The following is a 21,964-nucleotide window of genomic DNA, read 5'->3' as shown; positions in this document are numbered from 1 at the left end:
AAAATAGCCGAAAACGCTACCCGGCGGCCTGGATGGTCGCGACGACGTCCGCCAGCGTTTGCCTGGCCAGCCGCTGCTCGAAGCCTTCCTGCGCCTCGCGCAGCACTTTCTCCATGCAGAACTTTATGTTCCTGCTGACCTGGCAATTCTCGGCGACCGTATACGAATGCACGGCAAAGGCCTCCGGCGCCGCGCTTGCGCGATAGATATCGAGCAAGGTAATTTGCGCCGGCGGCCTTGCCAGCGTACAGGCGCCGTTCTTTCCCCGCGTCGTGACGACCAGGCCGGCTTTCGCCAACTTGGAAATCACGCGGCGGACGAAACTGGGGTCGGCGTTCACGCTTTCGGCAAGCGCCGACGAACGCACCGGCTCACCACCGAGCACACCCAGCGCCGCCATGACATGCGAGGCGACGGAGAATTGAACGTTCGTCTGCGACATGAATGTGATTATAAGAATCACAATTTAAAAAGCAAGCGGCATTCGACGATGCGGCCCGGCGCCCCCGGGCCGGCGCCGTCACGCCGTACGGCGGGCCGAGGACAGCCGCTGGACCACCGCCAGCAGCCGGTCGATTTCCTCGTAGGTGTTATAGAACGCCAGGGACGGGCGCACGGTCGTCTCCAAGCCGTAACGGCGCAATATGGGTTGCGCGCAATGGTGGCCGGTGCGCACGGCGATGCCCTCTTCGTTCAGGGCCTGGCCCACTTCCTCCGTGGTGTACCCGGCGAGCACGAAGGACATGACGCTGGCCTTCTCCCGCGCGGTGCCGACCAGCCTCACGCCCTCGATCGCGCCCAATCCCGCCATTCCGTAGACCAGCAGGTCATGTTCGTAGCGGCCGATATTCTCGATGCCCAGGCGCATGACGTAGTCCAGCGCCGCGCCCAGGCCGACGGCGTCGGCGATATTGCCGGTGCCCGCCTCGAACTTGTTGGGAATGGGCTGATAGACGGTCTTCTCGAAGGTGACGTCGGCGATCATGTTGCCCCCGCCCTGCCAAGGCGGCATGTCCTCCAGGACTTCGCGCTTGCCCCACACCGCACCGATTCCGGTCGGCCCGAAAATCTTGTGGCCGGAGAACACGAAGAAGTCCGCATCCAGTTCCTGCACGTCGACGCGCATGTGCGACACCGATTGCGCGCCGTCGACCAGCACGCGCGCCCCCGCCCGGTGCGCCATCTCGACGATCGCCTTCACCGGCGTGACCGTCCCCAGCGCGTTGGACACCTGCGTGATCGCGACGATGCGGGTGCGGCTGCAGAGCAGTTTCCGGTACTCGTCCAGCAGGACCTGTCCGGAATCGTCCACCGGAATGACGCGCAGTCGGGCGCCCTTGGCCGAGGCCAGTTGCTGCCAGGGCACGATGTTGGCGTGATGTTCCAGGTGCGAAACGATGATCTCGTCGCCCTCGCCCACGTGCTGCGCGCCCCAGCTCTTGGCCACCAGGTTGATGGCCTCGGTGGTGCCGCGCACGAAGATCACTTCGTTGACGTCGGGCGCGTTGATGAAACGCCGCACCGTTTCCCGCGCGCCCTCGTAGGCGTCCGTGGCGCGCGCGGCCAGCGCATGCGCGGCGCGGTGGATGTTGGAGTTCTCATGCGCGTAGAAGTACGCCAGCCGGTCGATCACGCTCTGTGGCTTGTGCGTCGTCGCCGCGTTGTCGAACCAGACCAGTTGGCGGCCGTTGACCCGTTCCTGCAAGACCGGGAAGTCGCGCCGCACCGCATGGACGTCGAACGGCGCGGCGGCTCGGGCCGCCCCGCCTTGCCCGGCCGCGCCGTGGCGCGCCGGATCGCGCGCGCCCGGCGTCTCCGGCGTGACGTAGCCATCGGGCAGTTGCACCGCATCCACGAAGTAATAACGGGGCTCCGCGGAAGGCGCGGCTTGCAGGAAATAATAGGGCGCGACGGACGCGGCGCCCGCCGGCGCGGCGATCGGCGCGACCGGCGTGACGCCGGTGACGGCCGCCCCCACCCTCGGCTCATAGGCGGGAAGCTCCGAATACACGCGGTCCGGCACACCCGAGCCGGTCGGCGCATGCGGCGCCAGCGCCGGCGCGCGATGCGCCAGCGACGGGAGCTGCGCGGGCGAAGCCGGCGCCAGGTTCACGCCCGGCGCGTAGCCGGGAGGAACGGGCGTGCCCGGCACGCCGGGTCCCAGGCCGGCGGGACTGGCCAGCGGCGAGGCGGGCGGCGCGACATTCAACGGCGCCTGCACGCCGGCGGGCACGGTCGACGGCGCCGGCAAGTCCGGCTGGCGTCCCGGCAGCGCCGAGAAGAAGGCATTGGCCAGCCTGGCCAGCTCGCCCGCATCGATGGGCGCCTCGGGCGCGGCCGGCGCGCTGCCCGCCAGCGCGGCGAAACGTGGGGAAGAATCGGGATGACTCATCGCGCGGCCTACTTGTAGGTATCGGGATAGTCGTGGTACTTGTCGATTTCGACGTCGTCCAGCACCGCCAGCGCGTCGGTGGTCAGCACGGCCAGCGAGCAGTACAGCGATATGAGATAGGACGCGATGGCATGGTTGTTGATGCCCATGAAACGCACCGACAAACCGGGACTCTGCTCGCCCGGCAAGCCCGGCTGGTAAAGACCCACCACGCCCTGGCGCTTGTCGCCCACGCGCAGCAGCAGGATCTTGCTCTTGCCGTTGGCCACGGGCACCTTGTTCGACGGAATCAGCGGAATGCCGCGCCAGGTGACGAACTGCGATCCGAACAGACTGATCGTCGGTGGCGGCGTGCCGCGCCGCGTCGCCTCGCGGCCGAAGGCGGCGATCGCGCGCGGATGGGCGAGGAAGAAGGCAGGCTCTTTCCAGACCTTGGTCAGCAGCTCGTCGAGGTCGTCCGGCGTCGGCGCCCCGGTGAGCGGGAAAATGCGCTGGTCTTCGGAAACCTGGGACAGCAGCCCATAGTCCGGATTGTTGATCAGTTCGCTTTCCTGGTTTTCCTTGATGGTTTCGATCGTCAGCCGCAATTGCTCCTTGATCTGGTCATGCGGGCTGCTGTAAAGGTCCGAGATCCGCGTATGCACATCCAGGACCGTGCTGACGGCATTCAGGAAATATTCGCGCGGCTGCTCTTCGTACTCGACGAAGGTGCGCGGGAGCTGGTTCTCCGTTTCGCGCACGGTGCACGTGACCTTGATGTTCTCCGGATTCCTGACCTTGTTCAACCGGTAGATGCCGGCCTCGACCGGCACCCACTGCAACAGATGCGTGAGCCATCGCGGGCTGATGGTCTCAAGCTGCGGAACGGTCTTGGTGGCATTGGCTAACTGCCTCGCGCCGTTGTCGCCCAGGGCAACGGTCCCGCCAACGGTGGCACTCATATGGCTCTCCGAAATAAACAAACAATGAGGAAAAATATGAGGCGTAGTCTGGCGGCCCGCCCGGCCGGCGACAACAGGCTATAGCCATCAATCGGCGGGGACGTCGCCGCATTGAGCGAGCAGCGTGGCCAGATCCACGTTCAGCGCGCGCGCCAGCTTGTTCGCCGTCACGATCGACGCCACCGCATTGGCGCGTTCGATCTCGCCGATATAGGACCGGTCGAGCGCCGACCGTTCGGCCAATTGCTCCTGTGACCAGCCCTGGGTGCGGCGCAGGGTGCGCACCGTGCGTCCGAAGATCCGCAGAAACTCCTGGCTCATTGCACCGTCTCTCGCGCCGCGTCCGGGATCGGCGCCGGCCGCGCCGTGCTGCGAGGCCCCGCCTGCGTGACGGAAGTCCCCGGCGGCACGTCCTCGGTAATCCAGACATTGCCGCCGATAACGGCCCCGCGTCCAAGCGTGATCCGGCCCAGTATGGTCGCGCCGGCGTAGATCACCACGTCGTCCTCGACCACGGGGTGACGGTCCAGCCCTTTCTCCAGCTTGCCCTCGGCATCCTTCACGAAGCGCTTGGCGCCCAGCGTGACGGCCTGATATATCCGCACCCGCCTGCCTATCCGCGCCGTCTCGCCGATGACGACGCCCGTGCCATGGTCGATGAAACACCCGGGGCCGATCCGGGCGCCCGGATGGATGTCGATACCCGTATCGCCGTGCGAGATCTCGGCCGCGATGCGCGCCAGCAGGGTCAAGCCCAGCCGGTGAAGCTCATGCGCGAGCCGGTGATGGATCAAGGCATGAATGCCCGGGTAGCACAGCAGGACCTCGTCGACGTTGCGCGCCGCGGGGTCGCCCTGGAAGGCGGCCAGCACGTCCTCGTCCAGGATGCGGCGCACCTGCGGCAGGGCCGCCGCGAATTGCCGCATGGCCTCGGCGGCGCGCCGCGCCGCCCCGCCCTCCTGCTCATCGAACCCGTTGCGCCGGAACTCCAGCGTGGCCTGGTCCAGCAGGATCTGCAGCGCGGCATCCAGGGTGTAGCCGACGTAGAAGTTCTCGCTCTCGTGGCGCATGTCCGCCGGTCCGAGCCGCATGGGAAACAGCGCGCGCTTGAGCTTCTCGAAGGCATCGGCCAGGACCTCGCGCGAGGGAAACTCGCGCTCGCCCGGATCTCGCGTCCGCTGCTGCGCGGTACGCCATGCGGCGCGGATGCCGTCCAGTTCGCGCACCACGTCCGCCAGGTCGAAGGTCGCCATATCAATCCTGGATCCAGGGCAGGCCACGGAAACGCCAGCCGTTGCTGAATCCGCGGCGCTGCCGCTCGTCGATCTCGCCCTCGAACCCCTCCAGGACGTTGAACACATACGCGAAGCCGGCCTTGGCCGCCGCTTCGGCGGCGGCGGCGGACCGTTTGCCGCTGCGGCACAACAGCACCGCCACCGCTTGCTTTCCTCCCGCCGAGGCCAGCTTGGATTCGAGCTCGCGGACGAAGCGCGGATTACGCGTCAACTGGGTGCCTGTCGCCCATGCGACGTGCACGCTGCCGGGGATGTAGCCGACGAACTTGCGCTCTTCCTCCGAACGCACGTCCACGAGGACCGCGTCGCCCGCTTGCGCCAGGGCCCAGGCGTCCTCGGGAGTGACGCTGCCGGCGTAGGCAAGCTCGCTGTCGCGCGCCTTGGCCAGCGCCGACGCCAGGGGCGCGGCGAGAACGCGATCGGAGGTGGTGGCTTCTTCCAGGGTGTCGTAGCTCATGTCGGTGAATTCCGTAGGAGTAATGCGGCAACGGCGCGGAACCCACAATCTAGGCCCTAATGGAACGGATACAAATGAATTAAAAGTCGGTAAAAAAGAACCCAGGGTTCTATGGCTGTCTTGGCAACGGGACCTGGAAGACGGCATGAAGCGATGCGCCGCCCGCTGCGCGCGGTGCGATCGGGGACCGCGGCCGCGACGACATATGCCGCCGGGGAAAACACATCCCGGACGGGGCCATTCTTCGCTTTTGCGCTATCCTTGCACCTGTGTAACACCCTATCGTGGCAGCGATGCGACGTGCAGGGTCCGCGCTTCCCGGCACCGTCCGGCCAGCGTCGGCCGGGGTCTCCGCACGCAGACGGTCCATGGGCTTGAGCGAAACGATGAGGAGATTATCTTGAACGACACGGACGAAAAACTGACCGCCTTCGATCTCGGCGGCGCCATCGCGCCGCTGCGCGCCAAATGGGGCTGGATCGTCGGGCTGGGCGTCATCTTCCTGGTTACGGGCTTCATCGCCTTGGGCAGCGTGGTGATGGCCACCGTCGCCAGCGTTTATATGGTCGGCATCATGATGCTGATCTCCGGCGTCGCCGAAGTCATCCACGCATTCCAGATCAAGTCCTGGAGCAAATGTCTGCTTTGGGCGCTGCTGGGCGTCCTCTACATCGTCGCCGGCTTCGTCACCTTCCAGAATCCGCTGCTGGCCGCGACCCTGTTCACGCTGGTTCTCGGCGCGGTGCTGGTCGTGTCGGGCATCATGCGCATCGTGCTTGCCGTCAACATGCAATCGGGGGCGCCCCGCGGGTGGATCATCCTGTCGGGCTGCATCACCCTCATTCTCGGCCTGCTGATCCTGTCGCACTGGCCCACGTCCAGCCTCTACATACTCGGCACGCTGCTCGCCATCGACCTCATCTTCGCCGGCATAGGATGGATAGGACTGGGCTTCAGCCTGCGCGGCAACGGCGCGGGCAGCCAGGTCGGCGCGCCCCGGCGCTAGACAGGCCCTTGCCGGCGCGAGGAGCGCGTTTTCCCCTAGTGCGAAAGCCTTGACACCCTTTGCTGCGACGCAGTAGATTTCCCCAAAACGCGCAACTGGTCGGGCCAGTCAGACCAGTTGCAGACTCAAGGGGAATGAACGATGAAGTTGCTTTGCCTGCGAGGCCTTTGCATGGGCCTCCTGTCGGCGGCGTTCGCGCTGGCCACGCCGGCCGCGCTCGCCAGCCGCGCCGACGACACATTGGTCGCGGTGGTCGCCCGCGAAATCCTGGTGCTGGACAATTTCAACTCCACCTCCCGGGAAAACGAGATCATCAGCCTGCTGGTCGACGATGCGCTGTTCTATATCGATCCCGCGACGCAAAAAGCCCAGCCTCTGGTTGCGCGGTCTTATCGTTATCTCGACCCGACCACCCTCGAAGTCACCCTGCGCGACGACGTGCAATTCCATGACGGCAGCAAACTGGGCGTCGACGACGTTGTCTATACGTTCAAGACCATCATCGATCCCGACAACAAGGCGCAAAAAGCCGGCACCTTCCGGCGCTGGCTTGCCGGCGTCGAACCGGGCGCAACGCCCGGCACCGTGGTTTTTCATTTGAAGGAACCGAATCCGCTGGTCCTGGACTTCCTGGCGACAGGCGGACGCGTGGTGAAGAAAGGCACCTATGACCGCGGCGACGGCACAGGCGGCCTGGACGTCGAGGCGCAATCCGGAAAGCTGATAGGCACGGGCCCCTACAAGGTCGTGTCCTTCCTGCCCGGCCGGGATCTCGTGCTCGAAAAATATGCGGGATACCGCGGCGACTCGCCCAAGGCCAATGCGGCCATTTCGAAGATCGTTTTCCGCGTCATCCCGGACTACGCCACCCAGGCGGCCGAAATCATATCGGGCGGCGCCCAGTGGGCCTACAACGTGCCCACGGATATCGCCGAATCGATGGCAGGCTCCGGCCAGGCCGTTTTCCAATCGTCGCCCTCCATGCGCATCGGCTTCATCGTCCTCGACGCCGCCGGCCGCACGGGCGCGGACAATCCGTTTACCAAGCTCCAGGTGCGGCAGGCGCTGAACTATGCGGTCGACCGCGCCGCGATCGCCAAATCGCTGCTGCGCGGCAGCGCCGCGCCGGCGGACACGCCCTGCCTGCCCGTGCAGTTCGCCTGCGCCCAGGACGTGCCGAAGTACGCTTACGACCCCGCGCGGGCCAAACGCCTGCTGGCCGAAGCCGGCTATCCGAACGGCATCTCCTTCGACCTGTGGGCGTCGCGCGAACAGGACTCGCTGGAAGCGGTGGTCGCCATGTGGCGCAAGGCCGGCATCAACGCCAACCTGCGCATGGTCAAGCAGCCGGCGCTCGTCAAGGCGCGCGACGACAACCAATTGCCGGCCTATTTCGAGAACAACGGCTCGGTCGGCATCGCCGATATCGGCGCGCTGTTGCCCAACCTGCTGGGCCGGAATTCGCCCAGCGATTTTCACCATGACCCGCAACTGTACGACGCCCTCGCCGCCTTGATGTCGACCACCGATGCGCAGGCCCGGCTCAAGGCCGGCAAGCAGGCCGTGACGAGACTGGCCGAACAGGCCTACTGGGTGCCGCTGTACGAGTTCACGCAGAACTTCCTGCTCTCGCCCGACCTCGACTATCCCCAGGCCGCGGACGGCATGCAGCGCCTGTACCTGGCCAAGTGGAAACCCGCCCGCTAGTTCCGCGCAACCGAACGGATCCAACGTGCTCAAATTTCTCTTTCAACGCGTGCTGCTGGCGCTGGCGGTCGCCCTGACGGCGTCCATCGTCACATTCGTCCTGCTCAACTTCGCCGTCGATCCGGCGGCGGCCATCGTCGGCGATACGGACGACCCCCACGTCATCGCCCAGGTGCGCGCCGACCTGGGCCTGGACCGCTCCGTCCCGGACCGCTACCTGACCTGGCTGGGCAACGTATTGACCGGCGACCTGGGCCGCAGCTATGTCATGAAGCAGCCCGTCATGGAGATCATCGAGCAGCATGCGCCGGTCACCCTGCGGCTGGCGTTCTTCGGCATCCTGGTCACCATGGCTATCGGCATTCCCCTCGGAACGATCGCGGGGCTGCGTCCGGGCACCGCCACGGACCGGGCGGTCCAGGCCGTGGCCGCGGCGCTCCAGGCGACGCCCTCCTTCTGGATCGGCCTGCTTTCCATTCTTCTCTTCGCGGTGCGCCTGGGCTGGCTGCCCGTTTCCGGCGACGCATCCTGGCGCAACTACGTGCTGCCCTCCTTCATCCTGGGCGCCGGCGCCGCGCCCAACGTCATACGGCTGACCCGCTCGGGAATGATGGAAGTCATGGGCGCCGACTACATCCGTACCGCCCGCGCCAAGGGCTACCGCGGATGGGCGCTGCTGCGCCGCCACGCATTGCGCAACGCGCTGCTGCCGGTGGTCAGCGTATTGGCCATCGAACTGGGCAACAAATTGGGCGGCTCCGTGGTGGTCGAAGTCGTGTTCGCCATGAACGGACTGGGTCGCCTGGCGCTCAACGCCGTGCTGACGGGCGACATTCCCACCCTGCAAATGCTCGTCCTGTTCTTCGCCGTGCTGTTTGTCCTGATGACGCTGCTGGCGGACGTATTGAACGCATGGCTCGACCCGCGCATCAGGCTCACTTGACATGACACCCACCACCACCACCTCACCAGATGCCGCCCTTGCCCTCCGGTTCGACGAGACGCGCAACGGGACGGCGGCGCGCCTGCTGCGCCACCGCAATGTGCGCATCGGCGGCGTCCTCGTGCTCATCTACATCCTGGTCGCCTCGTTCGGCCCCCTGATATGGCGCCTGGACCCTTATGCCCAGGACCTGCTTCAGCGATTGAAGCCGCCGATGTGGAACCCGCTCGGCATGGCGGCGCATCCGTTGGGAACGGATGCCCTGGGGCGCGATATCCTCGCGCGCCTGCTCGAAGGCGCGCGCGTGTCGCTGACGATAGGCTTCGGCGCGGCCACGATAGGCGCGATGGTCGGCGTCACCCTGGGGGCCGTCGCGGGCTACTTCGGCAAGATGACCGATCACGTGGTGATGTTCGGCCTGACCTGCAAGCTTGCGCTGCCCACGCTGCTGCTGGCGATGACGTTGATCTACTTCATCAAGCCGTCCTTGATGACGGTGGTATGCGTGATCGGCCTGCTGCATTGGAGCCTGTTCCTGGTCGTCACGCGCAGCGCGACGCAGCGCATCCGCGAGTTCGACTACGTCAAGGCCTCGCGCCTGGCCGGCGCTTCCGTACGCCAGATCATTTCCTGGGACATCCTTCCCAATATCGCGGGCCCCTTGCTCGTGGTGTTCACCTCCGAGATCGCCGTCTCCATTCTGGCCGAGGCAGCGCTCTCCTTCCTCGGCGTGGGCGTGCCCTCGCCGATTCCATCGTGGGGGCTGATGATTGCCGAGGGCAAGCAGGTGATGTTCATGCGTCCCTGGACCGTCGGCGCGCCGGGACTCGCGCTGTTCCTGCTGGTTGTCGGCGTGAACCTGCTGGGCGACGGCCTGCGCGATGCGTTCAGCCCCCAGACGAGGCACTGACCATGCTGCTTGAAGTCGAGAACCTCGCCATCAGGCTCGCGCTGGACAGCGGCGCCACCCTCCATGCCGTGCGCCACGTCGGATTCACCATCGACAAGGGCGAATGCCTGGCGTTGGTGGGCGAATCGGGATCGGGAAAATCGCTTACCGCGCTGGCGATACCCGGACTGCTCCCCAGGAACGCCTCCCGCAGCGCCGACACGTTGCGCTTGAACGGAACGGACCTGGCATGCCTTTCGCAGTCCACCCTCGCCCGGCGCATACGGGGGCGCAGCATCGGCTACGTTTTCCAGGAGCCGATGACGGCGCTGAACCCCGTCTACTCCATCGGCAGGCAGTTGATCGAAACGATGCTCCACCACGGCGCCGCGACGCCCACGCAAGCGCATGCGCGCGCGATTGTCCTGCTCGACCGCGTCGGCATCGCCGCTGCCGAACGCCGCCTGGCGTCCTATCCGCACGAGTTCTCGGGCGGCCAACGGCAGCGCATCATGATCGCGATGGCCCTGATGAACAGCCCCGAACTGCTCATCGCCGACGAACCGACCACCGCGCTGGACGTCACGATCCAGGGACAGATTCTCGACCTGCTCGATGGCCTGCGCCGCGAATTGGGCATGGGCATGCTGCTCATCTCCCATAACCTCGCCTCGGTGGCGGGGTTCGCCGACCGCGTCGCGGTCATGTATGCGGGAGAGATCGTCGAACAGGCTCCGGCGGCGACGCTGTTCGAGGATGCCCGGCACCCGTATACGCAGGGCCTGCTGCGCGCCTTGATCGACCGCGACACGCATGCGGCGGGCGCATTGCTGCCCACGCTGCCCGGAACCGTGCAGTCTTTCTACGGCGATCCCACCGCCTGCATTTTCGCCGGCCGATGTTTCCACGCAACGGATCGGTGCCTGGCGACGCCACCGAAACTTGGGCCCGTGGCCGCTGCCCACGAGGCGGCCTGCCACTTTGCGGATTCGCTCACCTTGCCGCCGCGCGTGGACTCGATGCCGTTGCCGCGGCCGCCCTTCGGCGACGTCGTGCTCGAAGCACGCGATGTTTCCAAGGTCTACCGGGTGCGCGCCGGCCTCTTCAAGCCGGACGGCGCGCTGCGCGCCGTCAACGATGTCTCTATAAAGGTGCCCAAGGGCGTCACCCTGGCCATCGTCGGCGAATCGGGCTGCGGAAAATCGACGCTTGCCCGTATCCTGCTCGGCCTGGAAGCGGCCGACGGCGGCGCCGTGTTGCTGAAGGGCAAGACGATCGACAGTTATACGCCGGCCGCCCGCGCTTCGCTGGTGCAAGCCGTTTTCCAGGATCCCTATTCGTCGCTCAATCCGGTTCGATCGGTCAGCGACCTGGTGATGCGCCCGCTGGACCTCGCGCGCGCGGGAACCCCCGCCTCGCGCCGCGCGCGCGTCGCTTCATTGCTGGAAAAAGTGGGGCTTCCGGCCCGCCTGCACCATGTCCCGCCCGGCCAGTTGTCCGGCGGCCAGCGCCAGCGAGTCGCCATCGCGCGCGCCTTGGCGACCGAGCCGGAAATCATCGTATGCGACGAGCCCACGTCGGCGCTCGATGTCTCGGTGCAGGCACAGATCCTCAACGTGCTGATCGAACTGCGGCGCGAATTTCAACTGAGCCTGGTCTTTATCAGCCATGACCTGGCCGTGGTGGGCCATCTGGCCGACGACATCGCCGTCATGTACCTGGGCGAGATCGTGGAATACGGCCGCGCCCGCGACATCATCGAACGGCCGCTGCATCCGTACACGCGAGCGTTGCTGGAAAGCGCGCCCCGGCTCGCCGGCGGCACGGCCCGGGACCCTTCCCGCGAGCGCCGGCCCGCGGCGCCGCCCGTCGGCGCGCCCAGCCCGCTCGGCATCCGCGAAGGCTGTGCGTTCGGCCCTCGCTGTCCCCATCATGCCGATATCTGTGAAAGTCCCACATACCTGCTTGTCCAGCCGGACAAGCGATCGGTGCGTTGTCATCGCGTGGGGGCCATCGCGCCTTCCGCGCCGGCGCGCCGGACTGTCCATGAAATAGCGATCGAACCTTGACGGAGAACATGGTGGCATCAGGAAGCAACGACAAGATCCTCATCCGCGAACGCGCCGGCGTTCCCCAGGCCTACGCGGCCTATGAACAGACCCATGTGAACCTGGCCGACGAGCGGCTGGGCGCCAAGGTGGTTGCGGCGTCGGACGAATGGTATGCCCCCGCCCAGCGCCTTCTGGATCCGGCCCAGCCCAATTATTACTACCATGATGACGAAGGCATGCGCTACGTCGACGGATGGGAGACGTCGCGGCGCCGGGCGGCGGGACACGAATGGTGCGTGATCGGCCTGGGACGCCCGGGCGAACTGGCGGCCGTCGGCATCGACACGCGGTTCTTCACCGGCAATTACCCGCTTGCCGTCTCGATCGAAGGCTGCGCCCTGGATGGCGGTGCGCCGCTGGAAGAAGCGGTTTGGCGGCCGCTGCTCCCGATCACCCCGGCAGCCGGCGATACGCCCGCGCTCCATCCCCTGGAGCGCACCGGGCGCATCACCCACATCCGTTTGAATATGCACCCCGACGGGGGCATGGCGCGGCTGCGCGTATTCGGCAAAATCGACGGAGACGGCACCCTGGCCCAAGGCGAGCTGGCCGATCTGGCGGCGCTGGAGAACGGCGCCTGCGTCCTGGGATGCAGCGACTCGCATTTCGGCTCGGTCAACGCATTGATCGCCCCCGGCCCCTCGGTGGCCTGGGGCAAGGGCTGGGAAAGCAGGCGCAAGCGCACGCCGGGACACGACTGGGCCGTCATCGCGCTTGCCACCCCCGGCAGGATCGAGCAGGCGCTGGTCGACACGAAGTACTACACCGGCAACTTTCCAGCGGGATTTTCGCTTCAGGGCGCATGCGCCGCGGATGTCCCGCCCGCGTTGATCCTCAACGAAGCCATGCATTGGCCGGAACTATTGGACCGCCAGGCATTGCAAGGCGGAAGCGAGCACCTCGTCCCGCTTCCGGCACATGCGCAACGCATCGTCACGCACGTGCGGTTGAACATATATCCCGACGGCGGGGTCACGCGCCTGCGCCTGTTCGGACGGCCCGCCCGCGGCGCATGACGCCCGCTCGCATTCCATGAAACTCGATTGATCCCTGAAAGAAGGTAGAAGATGGCGAAGAAACAGATATTGGCGCCCGGCGTATTCGCTCACAGCCGCGCCGCGTTGACGACGCATTACGCGGTCATGCCGCCGGAGGGCATCCTCGAAAGCAGGATACCCGGCATCGAAGGCGCCACGATACGCATCCAGGCCGCGCCGGCGCTGGGCGCGGAATTCGCGCAGCTCTTGATGGACATCCAACCAGGCGGCGGCATGACCCATCCGCGCAACGACGGCATGCAGGCCTTCTTCTACGTCGTGTCGGGCGCCGTACAACTGGAAATGGCGGGCCAGTCCCACACCCTGGCGTCGGGCGGCTTCGCTTACGCGCCCGCGCACACGGCGGTACGGCTGTTCAACGCGTCGGCGGAACCGGCGCGCGTATGCTGGATCAAGAAACCCTACGAACCCGTCGAAGGCCTGGCGCCGCCCGACCCGCTCGTCGGGAACCAGGACAGCGTCGAAAAAGTGAACAAGCATACGCGGGGGCGGACGTGGCAGCACCTGTTGCCCGACACCGATCCCGCCTTCGATTTCGCCGTGAACATTCTTCGCTTCGCGCCGGGCAACTACTTTCCCATGGTCGAGACGCACATCATGGAGCACGGCCTGTACATGCTGGAGGGACAGGGCATGTATCTGCTGCAGAACGACTGGCACGAATGCTGGGCGGAGGACTTCATCTACATGGCGCCGTTCTGCCCGCAATTCTTCTACGCGACGGGGTGGGGAGAAGCGTCCTACCTGCTCTACAAGAACGTCAATCGCGACGTGACGTTCTGACGTTCGCGGTCACGGCAAAAGATGGACATGCTCCGGCAACTGGACCTGGACGCGCTTGGCGCTGCGCAGGATGTGGTTGCGCATGGCGCGTTGGGCGGCATTGGGGTCGCGCGTCGCCAGCGCGTCGACGATCTGCTCGTGTTCGCGGATGCGGCTGCTCAGGAATGCCGTGTCCAGGATATGCGGCGCGCTCATCTGCTCCTCGGAATAGATGGGCGCGAGCAAGGAGCGCACCAGCTTGTTCTGGCAGCTCATCGAAATGATGGAATGGAATTCGAAATCCAGTTGGTTCAGCCGCGCCACGTCGTGCGACGCGACCGTATCGCCCATGGCGGCCACCAGTTCGCGCAGCTTGCGCAGGGTCGGCTCGGTCATGTAGACGGCCGCCAAGGCGGCAGCCCAGCCTTCCATCAGCAAACGCGCTTCGTAGAGTTCGGCGGGCGTGTGGTCGATTTCGTGGACGCGCGCGTTGCGCGTGGCCCCGACGTCGTCATCGATCGCGGAGACAAACACGCCGCGCCCCGGCTCGACGCGAACCAGGCCCATGCCTTCGAGGGACGAGATCGCTTCCCGCAAGGACGAACGGCTGACGCCCAGGGAATCCGCCAATTCGCGCTGCGACGGGATGCGCGTGCCTTCGGCCCAGGCGCCCTCGGCGATCAGGTTCTGCATGCGCTCCAGCGCGTGCTGCGTGACGGGCGTGCGCAAGGGGACGGACGGCACCCGCCGGCGAGCCGGCACGGCGCGCGCGGGATCGACCGCCACCGCCGCCGGTTCACCTAGGGGTTTATGCGAAGTCGATTTCATCCTCTGCTTTCCTGGCCCAGTCATACAGGTATGACAATTATATTGGAGTAATGCATGAAGAATCTCTTGAAGCTGGACGTCCTCACCAAGGAGGCCTTCGCGCCTTACGGAGACGTCATCGAATGCCGCGAAGGAGAGTTCCACCATATCAACAACGGCATGGTGGAGCGATACCATGACCTGGCATCGGTGCAGGCCGGCGCGCCCGAGGGAAGAATCGGCATCAGCCTGATGCGCGCGACGCCCTACCGCTTGCCGCACGAGGTCGATTTCCTGGAACGCCATCCGCTATCCAGCCAGGCTTTCATGCCCACCTCTGCCACCCGCTTCATCATTGTCGTGGCGCCGCGCGGGCCCACGGTCGCCCTGGCCGACGTGCGGGGCTTCATCAGCCAGCCCGGGCAAGGCGTCAACTATGCGCCGGGCGTCTGGCACCACGTCCTTTTTGCGACCGAAGCCTGCGATTTCATCGTCGTCGATCGCGTCGGCGGCGGACCCAACTGCGACAAGTTCAATTTCGATGCCGGCGATCGGCCGGTCATCGCCGACGCCCCTTTCGTCCACTAGAGGACCTCGCTCATGAAACGAAGAAACGCCATTCTCTCCGCCCTCGCCCTGGTCCTGCTGGCGGCGAGCCAGGCTGCCTACGCCGACCGGCTGCAGAACATCATCGATTCGGGCAAGCTCACGGTGGCCGTGGTCCAGGACTATCCGCCGTATGGTTCGGTGGGGGCGGACCTCCAGCCCATCGGCTATGACATCGACACCGCCGGGCTCATCGCGCGCAAGCTGGGTGTGAAACTGGTCCTGGTAAGCGTGACGAGCACGAACCGGATCCCTTACATCATATCGGGCAAGGTCGACATGGTCATCGCGAACCTGGGAAAGACGGCGGAGCGTGAGAAGGTGATCTCCTTCTCGCATGCCTATGCGCCCTACTACAACGGCGTGTTCGGACCGCCCCAGGACAAGGTCGAGCGCATGGCCGACCTGGCGGGAAAGACGATAGGCGTCACCCGCGGGTCGATCGAGGACCTGGAGCTTACCCAGGGCGCGCCGGCCTCCACGACGATCAAGCGTTTCGAGGACAGCAACAGCACCATGTCGGCGTTCCTGTCGGGACAAGTGGACCTGGTCGCGACCGGCAACGCCGTGGCGGCCACCGTGCTGAGCAAGAACCCGCCGCGCAGGCCCGAAACCAAATTCCTGATCAAGAGCTCGCCTTGCGCCATCGGCATTAACAAGGACGAGAAGCCGCTCCTGGCCAAGGTCAACGACATCATCGACCAGGCCAAGGCCGACGGCGAACTCTCGGCCATTTCAAAGAAGTGGCTCCGCATCGATCTTCCGAAAGACCTGTGACGGGCGGGAGGGATGACCGATGAGGGCCTTGCCTGTCGACCGGGAGACACCGCGGGCGATTCGGCATGCAATACGGCAGCGCGGCAAAGCGACGATGCGGCAAGGCCATGAATCTCGCCGTCACGGCGCCATGCCCTCGAGTGTTCTCGCGGCGTGCCGCAGCCCACCCAGGATGGCATCGGCGACGCGCGGCGAAAAATCCTTCGGCAGGTCCGCTTGCGCTTCGGCAATGGCTGCCGGCGTGCGGGCGAGGAGTTCTTCGATGATCGGCTCGGCGGTCGGGGCATAGCCGACTTTCCGCGCGGTGCTGTTGAAATGCCTGCGTTGAATGCCGTGCATTTCATAGTGCCGGTTCTTGCCGAGCAAGGCCATTGCCAGTTTGATTTCCTGCGCGGACCATTGCCTGGGGCCGTCGCCCAGGACCGGATAGGCCGACATCACGTCGTACAGCCGGGTCAACCGGAAGCGGCCGCGCGGCAGAAGCTGGATGCTGAAATTCTTGGCGTGGCCGTCGGGCGCCCGTAGCAACCAGAACAGGACTTGCGCGGCCATCAGCGTTTTCATGTCCGCCTCGGCGTCGACCGATTGCCGCAGCGTGGCGAACAAAGCCTTCAGCCCCGGGCCGCCTTCGTTTTCGTATTTGCGCAACGGCGAACAGCCCTCGACCTGGCAGAAATCTTCCTGCGGCAGACGCATGAGCCATTGCCCGTCGGGGGCGAGACGCCGGTCGAAGCGCTCCACCACGAGGACGCGCTGCTGCCCGAAGGTTGCGATACGCGCCTCGGCGACGTTCAATCCATAGGCCTTCAGCAGTCTCAGGCACAGCCACTCGTTGTCGACGGACGTGGTGAAGTCCGCCTGGCGCCCGCCCATCAAGCCTAATGGAAGCTTGAAGATATGGCTCGTGGGCGTGACGCCGCGCGGCGCCAGCCACTGTCCGTCCCACCACAGAAAGGCTGTCTTTTCTTGCGCGCCGGCCAGGGAAATGCGGAAGTCCGCATCCGGGTCCCGGCCGGCGGCGAAGGCTTGCGGCGAAACGGTTTCGATCAAGTGCCGTTCGATGTCCTCTTCGGACAGCGGCTTGCCCTCGATGCGATCGAAGTCCGCCGGTATCTCGTCTTCACCCAGGATCTGCACGGCGCCCACGCACTCCCGTCCGATGGCCTTGAGCAGATCGAAGGGATCGGTCGATCCCGTCCTGAAGCGCTCCGCCCCGCGGCGGCGAATGGCGTCGCTGTCCGGCAGCAGGTTGTCGAAGAAGTTGGCGACCCTCTCTCCCTTGATCGGCAGGTTCTGCATGGAGAAAGGCAGCGACAGTGAAAGCGGCCGGCCGATGTCGGCTTCCACCCAATCCGGGTCGTAGCGCAATTCCGGCTCCCCACGCACGGGGATCGTCCATCGCCCGACGCGGACGCCGTTGGTCCAGATGGACAGGCTGCGGCTGTGCGATCTGCGGCCCATGTCACCAGTCCGTTCGCGCGCTTGGCGACGAGGCGGCATCCCCGCGAGGACCGACGGTCAATTCCAGCCCCAAGGCCGCGCACCAGCTCAACAATTGCGCCACGCTCAGCTCCTGGGCGTGCAATTCCAGATGCGAAACCCTCGATTGGCTCAGGCCCATGCGTCCGGCCAGCGCGGACTGGGTCAGCCCTTGCGCCTTGCGGGCGGACTGTAGGACCACCCCCAGTTGGGCAGGGGTCGACAGGATAAAAGGCGGCGGCATAGGAAAAATACCTGTATTTCAGTTAAACGCAGGATAGCTGAAAATCAGATATTCGTAAAATATTTGATTTTCAGATAATACGCCAGGGCAACAAGCCTGAGATCCACCGCCGCACGGACCGGCCATACCGGACAGTACAAGTACACTCCAGCGCTGGATATGGGAAGGATGGAGGCACCGAGCTCGAGCAGCGCCAGGCCGGCTACCGCAGCGATGCGCGCACGGGACAAGCCGCTCCGGGCTGGGACCGAAGCCGCTACGCGATCGCGGATTGGGCGGCCAACCCGGTGTCCATAAGCCATGACGGCGGCCTCGCCTGTTCCATGCATGGCCAGGGCGCCTGGCGCTACAACGTCGTCGCCCCCGACCTCGGCGCCTTCCTGGCGGCGCTGGCGCGCTGGATCGACTATTACCGCGGCGAGCGATCGGGCCGGATACTCGACGCCGATTTCGAGGTGGCGCCGGGTATCGCGGACGAGGTCCTGCACAAAGTGTGCGGCGGGCTGCCCGAAACCGAAGCGAGGAATCTCGCGGATTTCTTGCTGGGAACCGTCTGACGCCGGCTCACCGCCCCACTGCCCTTACTGCGCCACGATGCCGGCGTCCTTGATGGTCTTGGCCCATTTCCCGATTTCGCTGTGGATCAGGTCGCCCAATTGCGGGCCCGACAAAGCCAGGGGGTAGATGCCCTGGGTATCCAGGCTATGGACCACCGCCGGATCCTTGATGGCTTCTGCAAAGGCCTGGCCCAGCTTCTTCACCACGTCCGGCGGCACGCCCGCGGGCGCGGCCACGCCCATCCAGATCGACGATTCGAAGCCGGGATAGGTTTCCTCGACGGCGGGCACGTCGGGCAGTTGCGGAATCCGGCCCTTGCCCGTGACCGCCAGCGCCCGCAACTCGCCCTTCTGTATCAGGCCGATGGAAGTCGCGTAGGCGTCGACCTTGACGTCCACGCGGCCCGCGATCAGGTCCGTCTTGGTCGGCCCCGCGCCCTTGTACGGCACGTGCACCATGGACAAGCCGCCCACCTCGGACAGCAGCGCCATGGTCAGGTGCGGGAAGGTGCCCACGCCGGCGGTCGCGTAGCTGACCTTGCCGGGATGCGCCTTGGTATAGGCGATGAACTCGGCGAAGGTCTTGTGCGGCTTGGAAGGGCTGGCGACCAGCAGGCCGGGATGCCAGGCCAGGCCCGAGATCGGCACGAAGGCTTTCTCCGTGTCGTAAGGCAGTTGCCTGATCAGTGAAGGATTGGAGGCGTGCGACGGCTGCACCAGCAGCAGCGTATAGCCGTCGGGGGCCGCCTGCGCCGCGGTGGTCGATCCCACGATGGCGCCGCCGCCGCCCTGGTTGTAGATGACGATGGGCTGGCCGAGGATTTTCTGCGCGCGCTCGCAGACGATGCGCGCCGCCACGTCGGTGCTGCCGCCCGGCGGGAACGGCACGATGAAGCGGATGGGATGGTCGGGATAAGCGGCATGCGCCGGCAAGGCGCCGCCGCACGCAACGGCCACGCAGGCCGTGGCGAGGGCTGACAGCAGTTTCATGGTCGTCTCCTGCCTATGTATGTTTTTCTTCCGCGCCGCGATGGGCGCGCGGGCCCCGCGCGATGCGTCAGCCGGGATCCAGGCGCAGCAGTTCGGTCAGTTCGCCGACGTGCCGGGCGCGGTCCAGTTGCATGACCGCCTCCGCCACGCGGTCGGTGGAAGGGCCGAACACCGGCCCGGCCAGGCGGCGGAATTTCTCCACGATCTTGCCGGTGGCGGGCCGCAGCATTTCCATCTGCAGCGCGCTCGCCTCATGGACCTCGCCGTCGCAGGCGACGCGCACCGTCACGCGCTCCTTGTCCGCGGACGGCGGCAGCAGTTCGACCTTGGCGGCCAGCGCGAGCACCTCGGCGTCGGTGGTGCGCGCGTAGAAATCGTGTTCGTCGATGGGCTTGCCCAGCAATGCCGCCGTCGTGCAGAAACTGGCGCTGGTGCGCGCCTGCAGCGCATTGGCATAGGGCGCGACGTTCTGGAAACCCGGGTTCTCGAAGGTATCCTTGGGCGCCAGGATGGAGACGCGCGAGATGCGCGCCGGATCCAGCCGGTGGCGCTTCGCCAGGTCGAGCGCCAGGTACATCGGCGTCTGCACGAAGATGCACACCGGATATTCCTTGTAGATCGTGTCCTCGATCAGCAGATGCTTGCCCAGGCCGCGCGTGGCCTCGGCCGCATGCCCGGCATCGCCGCCGCCGAAGGCGCGCAGGAAGCCGGACTTGCCCTCGAAGACCAGCGGCGATGCCGTGCCGCCCAATTGCGCCAGGCGCGCCGCGCTGACGCCGCTGCGCGCGGCCCAGCCGACATTGAACTTGACCTCCATGGTGCCGGACAGGAAACCCTCGCCGAAGCCCGAGGCAAACATGGCCGCGTAGCCCAGCGCGTTCATCAATCCGGCCTGGTCCAGCTTCAACAGCTTGCCGGCCGCCGCCGCCGCGCCCACCGCCCCGGCCACGCCGGTGGCGCGGAACCGGGGCAGCATGCCGGGCGCGGCCAGGTAGGCGCGGCCGACCAGTTCATAACCCGCGATCACGCTCGCCAGGAAATCCGCGCCGGAAGCGCCCTGCTCCTCGGCCACGGCCAACGCGGCCGGCACCACGACCGCGGACGGATGCGACTTCTCCAGGAAATCGTCCAGCGAACTGCCGTTCACCAGCGTGGCGTTGACCAGGGCGGCGTCGATCGCCGGCACGCCGGCGCGGCTGCCGATCACAGTCGCGTTGCCGCGATTGCCCTGGACGAAAGCCGCGGCCAGGGCGGGCACCGGCAGGCCGCGCGCCGTCAGGGCCGTGGCGATGGCGTCCAGGACGCGCGACTTGGCCAGTTCGACGATGTCCGGCCGCAGGCCCGCTGTCGTGGTGGCCTGGATGAATGCTGCCAACTGCTCGCTGACGGTGGACATGTGTCGGGTCTCCTGTCATTGCGCCAGTCCCCTTGGGGCGCCGCCGTTGTTATTCCTATCCTGACGCGGCCCGGTCCCCTGGCTGCCGTGTGCCGGCGGGAGGGGGCGGGTCACGGCGGCATACTGCGGCGCGCCGGCGAACTTCTCAAGCGAAACATCCGATTGGCCCCCCATGCCATTTTGGAAAGGCCCGCATGCGGCGGCGCGTCAAACCAAACCAAACGCGCGATGCCGCGGGCGCACGCGGCCACGACAGCGCCACGTTCCAAAAAGTGGGCAGGGGTCAGTCGGATGTTTCGCTTGACCCCCTATTCAGGGCGATTGCCTAATGTCCCCACCGTCCTTCCCATCGTGATGGCTGCCGGAGCGCTACGCCGATGTCTTCATCCCTGCCGCTTGAAGGAATTACCGTCGTCGAACTCGGGCACAGCGTGGCCGCGCCCTACGCGGGCCAGATACTCGGCGACCTGGGCGCGCGCGTCGTCAAGATCGAACGGCCCGGCAAGGGCGACGACGCCCGTTCCTGGGGCCCGCCCTTCGTCGGCGGCGTATCGGCCTGCTTCCTGAGCCTGAACCGCAACAAGCACTCCGTCGCGCTGGACCTGAAGGACCCGGCGGCGCGCGCCGGACTGCGCGACTTCGTCAGGCGCGAGGCCGACGTCGTCCTGCAGAACCTGCGCCCCGGCGCCGTCGCGGCATACGCGCTGGACGGCGCCACCCTGCGCGCCGACAACGAACGGCTGATCTACTGCAATATGGGCGCCTTCGGCGCCGCCGGCCCGTTGGCGCAACGTCCCGGCTACGACCCCTTGATGCAGGCCGCCGGCGGCATCATGGGAATCACCGGCGAGCCGGGCCGGCCGCCGGTGCGCGTGGGCGTATCGCTGGTGGACATGGGCACCGCCATGTGGGCGGTGATCGGCATCCTGTCGGCCCTGCGCGCGCGCGCCGCCGGCGGCGCCGGCTGCGTGGTGGACGTGTCGCTGTACGAAACCGCGCTCGGATTGATGAGCGTGCACATCGCCAACTTCTCGGCCTCCGGCGAAGTCCCGCTGCCGTACGGCTCCGGCGCGCCCATCACCGCCCCCTACCAGGCCTTCAAGGCGCGCGACGGCTACCTGGTGATCGCGGCCGGCAATACCGGCCAATTCCACAAGCTGTGCGACGTGCTGCATTGCCCCGAATGGCGCGCGGACCCGCGCTACGAAACCAACGAGGGCCGGCTGCGCCACAAGGCCGCCCTGGCGCGGGACATCGAAGCCAGGCTGGCGCTGGAAGACGTGGAAACCTGGGTAGCGGCGCTGGAGCGCGCGGGCGTGCCGTGCGCCCCCATCCGCGACGTGCGCCAGGTGTCGCGCGACCCGCAGACCCGGGCCCTGGGCATCCTGCGCGACGGCGACGGGCGGCTGCCGGCCATGGTCGGCCTGCCGCTGAGCTTCGACGCGCGGCGCCCCGGCCTGCGGCATGGGCCGCCCGCGCTGGGATCGCATACGCTGGAGGAACTGGCGGAAACCGGCGGGGAACGAGCCGCCCGCGAATAAGCCGCC

Annotated in this window: 22 protein-coding genes; 11 read left to right on the top strand and 11 right to left on the bottom strand. The window is 66.4% G+C overall.

Annotated elements, in window-relative coordinates; genetic code table 11:
• Positions 1-16: 16 nt before the first annotated feature.
• The 6 genes from CAL29_RS12095 to CAL29_RS12070 all read right to left on the bottom strand — a co-directional run bounded on the left by CAL29_RS12095 (position 17) and on the right by CAL29_RS12070 (position 5,085).
• Positions 17-442 (bottom strand): Rrf2 family transcriptional regulator, encoded by a 426-nt coding sequence (locus tag CAL29_RS12095; protein WP_094853276.1) that lies wholly within the window; start codon positions 440-442, stop codon positions 17-19.
• A 78-nt stretch (positions 443-520) separates the two neighbouring features.
• Positions 521-2,392, bottom strand: a complete 1,872-nt coding sequence (locus tag CAL29_RS12090) for a family 2A encapsulin nanocompartment cargo protein cysteine desulfurase (RefSeq protein WP_094853275.1) — start codon at positions 2,390-2,392, stop codon at positions 521-523.
• A gap of 8 nt (positions 2,393-2,400) precedes the next feature.
• The gene (locus CAL29_RS12085) at positions 2,401-3,333 is read right to left on the bottom strand and encodes a family 2A encapsulin nanocompartment shell protein (RefSeq protein WP_094853274.1); all 933 of its coding nucleotides are present in this window, start codon (positions 3,331-3,333) and stop codon (positions 2,401-2,403) included.
• Between the two features lie 87 nt (positions 3,334-3,420).
• Complete coding sequence (locus tag CAL29_RS12080) at positions 3,421-3,654, bottom strand: helix-turn-helix domain-containing protein (protein WP_094853273.1); 234 nt, start codon at positions 3,652-3,654, stop codon at positions 3,421-3,423.
• The gene (epsC, locus tag CAL29_RS12075) at positions 3,651-4,586 is read right to left on the bottom strand and encodes a serine O-acetyltransferase EpsC (RefSeq protein WP_094853272.1); all 936 of its coding nucleotides are present in this window, start codon (positions 4,584-4,586) and stop codon (positions 3,651-3,653) included. The genes CAL29_RS12080 and epsC overlap by 4 nt, the downstream gene beginning before the upstream one ends.
• A 1-nt stretch (position 4,587) precedes the next feature.
• Positions 4,588-5,085 carry a rhodanese-like domain-containing protein gene (locus tag CAL29_RS12070; protein ID WP_094853271.1) on the bottom strand — a complete coding sequence of 166 codons (498 nt, stop codon included), beginning with the start codon at positions 5,083-5,085 and terminating at the stop codon, positions 4,588-4,590.
• A 400-nt stretch (positions 5,086-5,485) separates the two neighbouring features.
• On the opposite strand from CAL29_RS12070, the gene CAL29_RS12065 reads away from it, so the two are divergent.
• From CAL29_RS12065 to allE, 7 genes are all read left to right on the top strand, one after another.
• Positions 5,486-6,091 carry an HdeD family acid-resistance protein gene (locus CAL29_RS12065; protein WP_218831843.1) on the top strand — a complete coding sequence of 202 codons (606 nt, stop codon included), beginning with the start codon at positions 5,486-5,488 and terminating at the stop codon, positions 6,089-6,091.
• Between the two features lie 141 nt (positions 6,092-6,232).
• Complete coding sequence (locus CAL29_RS12060; RefSeq protein WP_094853269.1) at positions 6,233-7,798, top strand: ABC transporter substrate-binding protein; 1,566 nt, start codon at positions 6,233-6,235, stop codon at positions 7,796-7,798.
• Between the two features lie 25 nt (positions 7,799-7,823).
• Complete coding sequence (locus tag CAL29_RS12055) at positions 7,824-8,741, top strand: ABC transporter permease (RefSeq protein WP_094853268.1); 918 nt, start codon at positions 7,824-7,826, stop codon at positions 8,739-8,741.
• Position 8,742: 1 nt separating this feature from the next.
• Complete coding sequence (locus CAL29_RS12050) at positions 8,743-9,651, top strand: ABC transporter permease (RefSeq protein ID WP_094853267.1); 909 nt, start codon at positions 8,743-8,745, stop codon at positions 9,649-9,651.
• 2 nt (positions 9,652-9,653) lie between these two features.
• Positions 9,654-11,699, top strand: coding sequence for a dipeptide ABC transporter ATP-binding protein (locus tag CAL29_RS12045; RefSeq protein WP_094853266.1), 2,046 nt, complete (start codon positions 9,654-9,656; stop codon positions 11,697-11,699).
• A gap of 8 nt (positions 11,700-11,707) precedes the next feature.
• Complete coding sequence (gene alc, locus CAL29_RS12040; protein ID WP_094853265.1) at positions 11,708-12,757, top strand: allantoicase; 1,050 nt, start codon at positions 11,708-11,710, stop codon at positions 12,755-12,757.
• A gap of 51 nt (positions 12,758-12,808) precedes the next feature.
• Positions 12,809-13,582, top strand: coding sequence for a (S)-ureidoglycine aminohydrolase (gene allE / locus CAL29_RS12035; RefSeq protein ID WP_094853264.1), 774 nt, complete (start codon positions 12,809-12,811; stop codon positions 13,580-13,582).
• Between the two features lie 9 nt (positions 13,583-13,591).
• On the opposite strand, the gene CAL29_RS31305 is transcribed toward allE, so the two are convergent.
• Complete coding sequence (locus tag CAL29_RS31305; protein WP_179283995.1) at positions 13,592-14,389, bottom strand: FadR/GntR family transcriptional regulator; 798 nt, start codon at positions 14,387-14,389, stop codon at positions 13,592-13,594.
• 54 nt (positions 14,390-14,443) lie between these two features.
• Here CAL29_RS31305 and CAL29_RS12025 point away from each other — a divergent pair, with 54 nt between their 5' ends.
• Positions 14,444-14,956 (top strand): ureidoglycolate lyase, encoded by a 513-nt coding sequence (locus CAL29_RS12025; RefSeq protein WP_094853263.1) that lies wholly within the window; start codon positions 14,444-14,446, stop codon positions 14,954-14,956.
• A gap of 12 nt (positions 14,957-14,968) precedes the next feature.
• Complete coding sequence (locus tag CAL29_RS12020) at positions 14,969-15,751, top strand: transporter substrate-binding domain-containing protein (RefSeq protein ID WP_094853262.1); 783 nt, start codon at positions 14,969-14,971, stop codon at positions 15,749-15,751.
• Positions 15,752-15,871: 120 nt separating this feature from the next.
• On the opposite strand, the gene CAL29_RS12015 is transcribed toward CAL29_RS12020, so the two are convergent.
• Both CAL29_RS12015 and CAL29_RS12010 read right to left on the bottom strand, forming a co-directional pair.
• On the bottom strand, positions 15,872-17,212 hold the full coding sequence (locus CAL29_RS12015; protein WP_094853261.1) for a type II toxin-antitoxin system HipA family toxin: 1,341 nt from the start codon (positions 17,210-17,212) through the stop codon (positions 15,872-15,874).
• A gap of 1 nt (position 17,213) precedes the next feature.
• Positions 17,214-17,474, bottom strand: coding sequence for a helix-turn-helix domain-containing protein (locus CAL29_RS12010; RefSeq protein WP_094853260.1), 261 nt, complete (start codon positions 17,472-17,474; stop codon positions 17,214-17,216).
• Positions 17,475-17,761: 287 nt separating this feature from the next.
• Between CAL29_RS12010 and CAL29_RS12005 the strand changes: the two genes are divergently transcribed.
• The gene (locus CAL29_RS12005; RefSeq protein ID WP_094853259.1) at positions 17,762-18,031 is read left to right on the top strand and encodes a hypothetical protein; all 270 of its coding nucleotides are present in this window, start codon (positions 17,762-17,764) and stop codon (positions 18,029-18,031) included.
• Positions 18,032-18,055: 24 nt separating this feature from the next.
• Here CAL29_RS12005 and CAL29_RS12000 read toward each other — a convergent pair whose 3' ends face one another.
• The gene (locus CAL29_RS12000) at positions 18,056-19,021 is read right to left on the bottom strand and encodes a Bug family tripartite tricarboxylate transporter substrate binding protein (RefSeq protein WP_094853258.1); all 966 of its coding nucleotides are present in this window, start codon (positions 19,019-19,021) and stop codon (positions 18,056-18,058) included.
• Between the two features lie 67 nt (positions 19,022-19,088).
• On the bottom strand, positions 19,089-20,417 hold the full coding sequence (locus CAL29_RS11995) for an MmgE/PrpD family protein (RefSeq protein ID WP_094853257.1): 1,329 nt from the start codon (positions 20,415-20,417) through the stop codon (positions 19,089-19,091).
• Between the two features lie 377 nt (positions 20,418-20,794).
• Between CAL29_RS11995 and CAL29_RS11990 the strand changes: the two genes are divergently transcribed.
• Entirely contained in the window at positions 20,795-21,958 is a 1,164-nt protein-coding gene (locus tag CAL29_RS11990; RefSeq protein WP_094853256.1) for a CaiB/BaiF CoA transferase family protein, read from the top strand.
• Positions 21,959-21,964: the final 6 nt, after the last annotated feature.

Source organism: Bordetella genomosp. 10, from assembly GCF_002261225.1.
Taxonomy (GTDB): Bacteria; Pseudomonadota; Gammaproteobacteria; order Burkholderiales; family Burkholderiaceae_B; genus Bordetella_C.
This window is presented reverse-complemented; position numbering and strand designations above follow the sequence as displayed.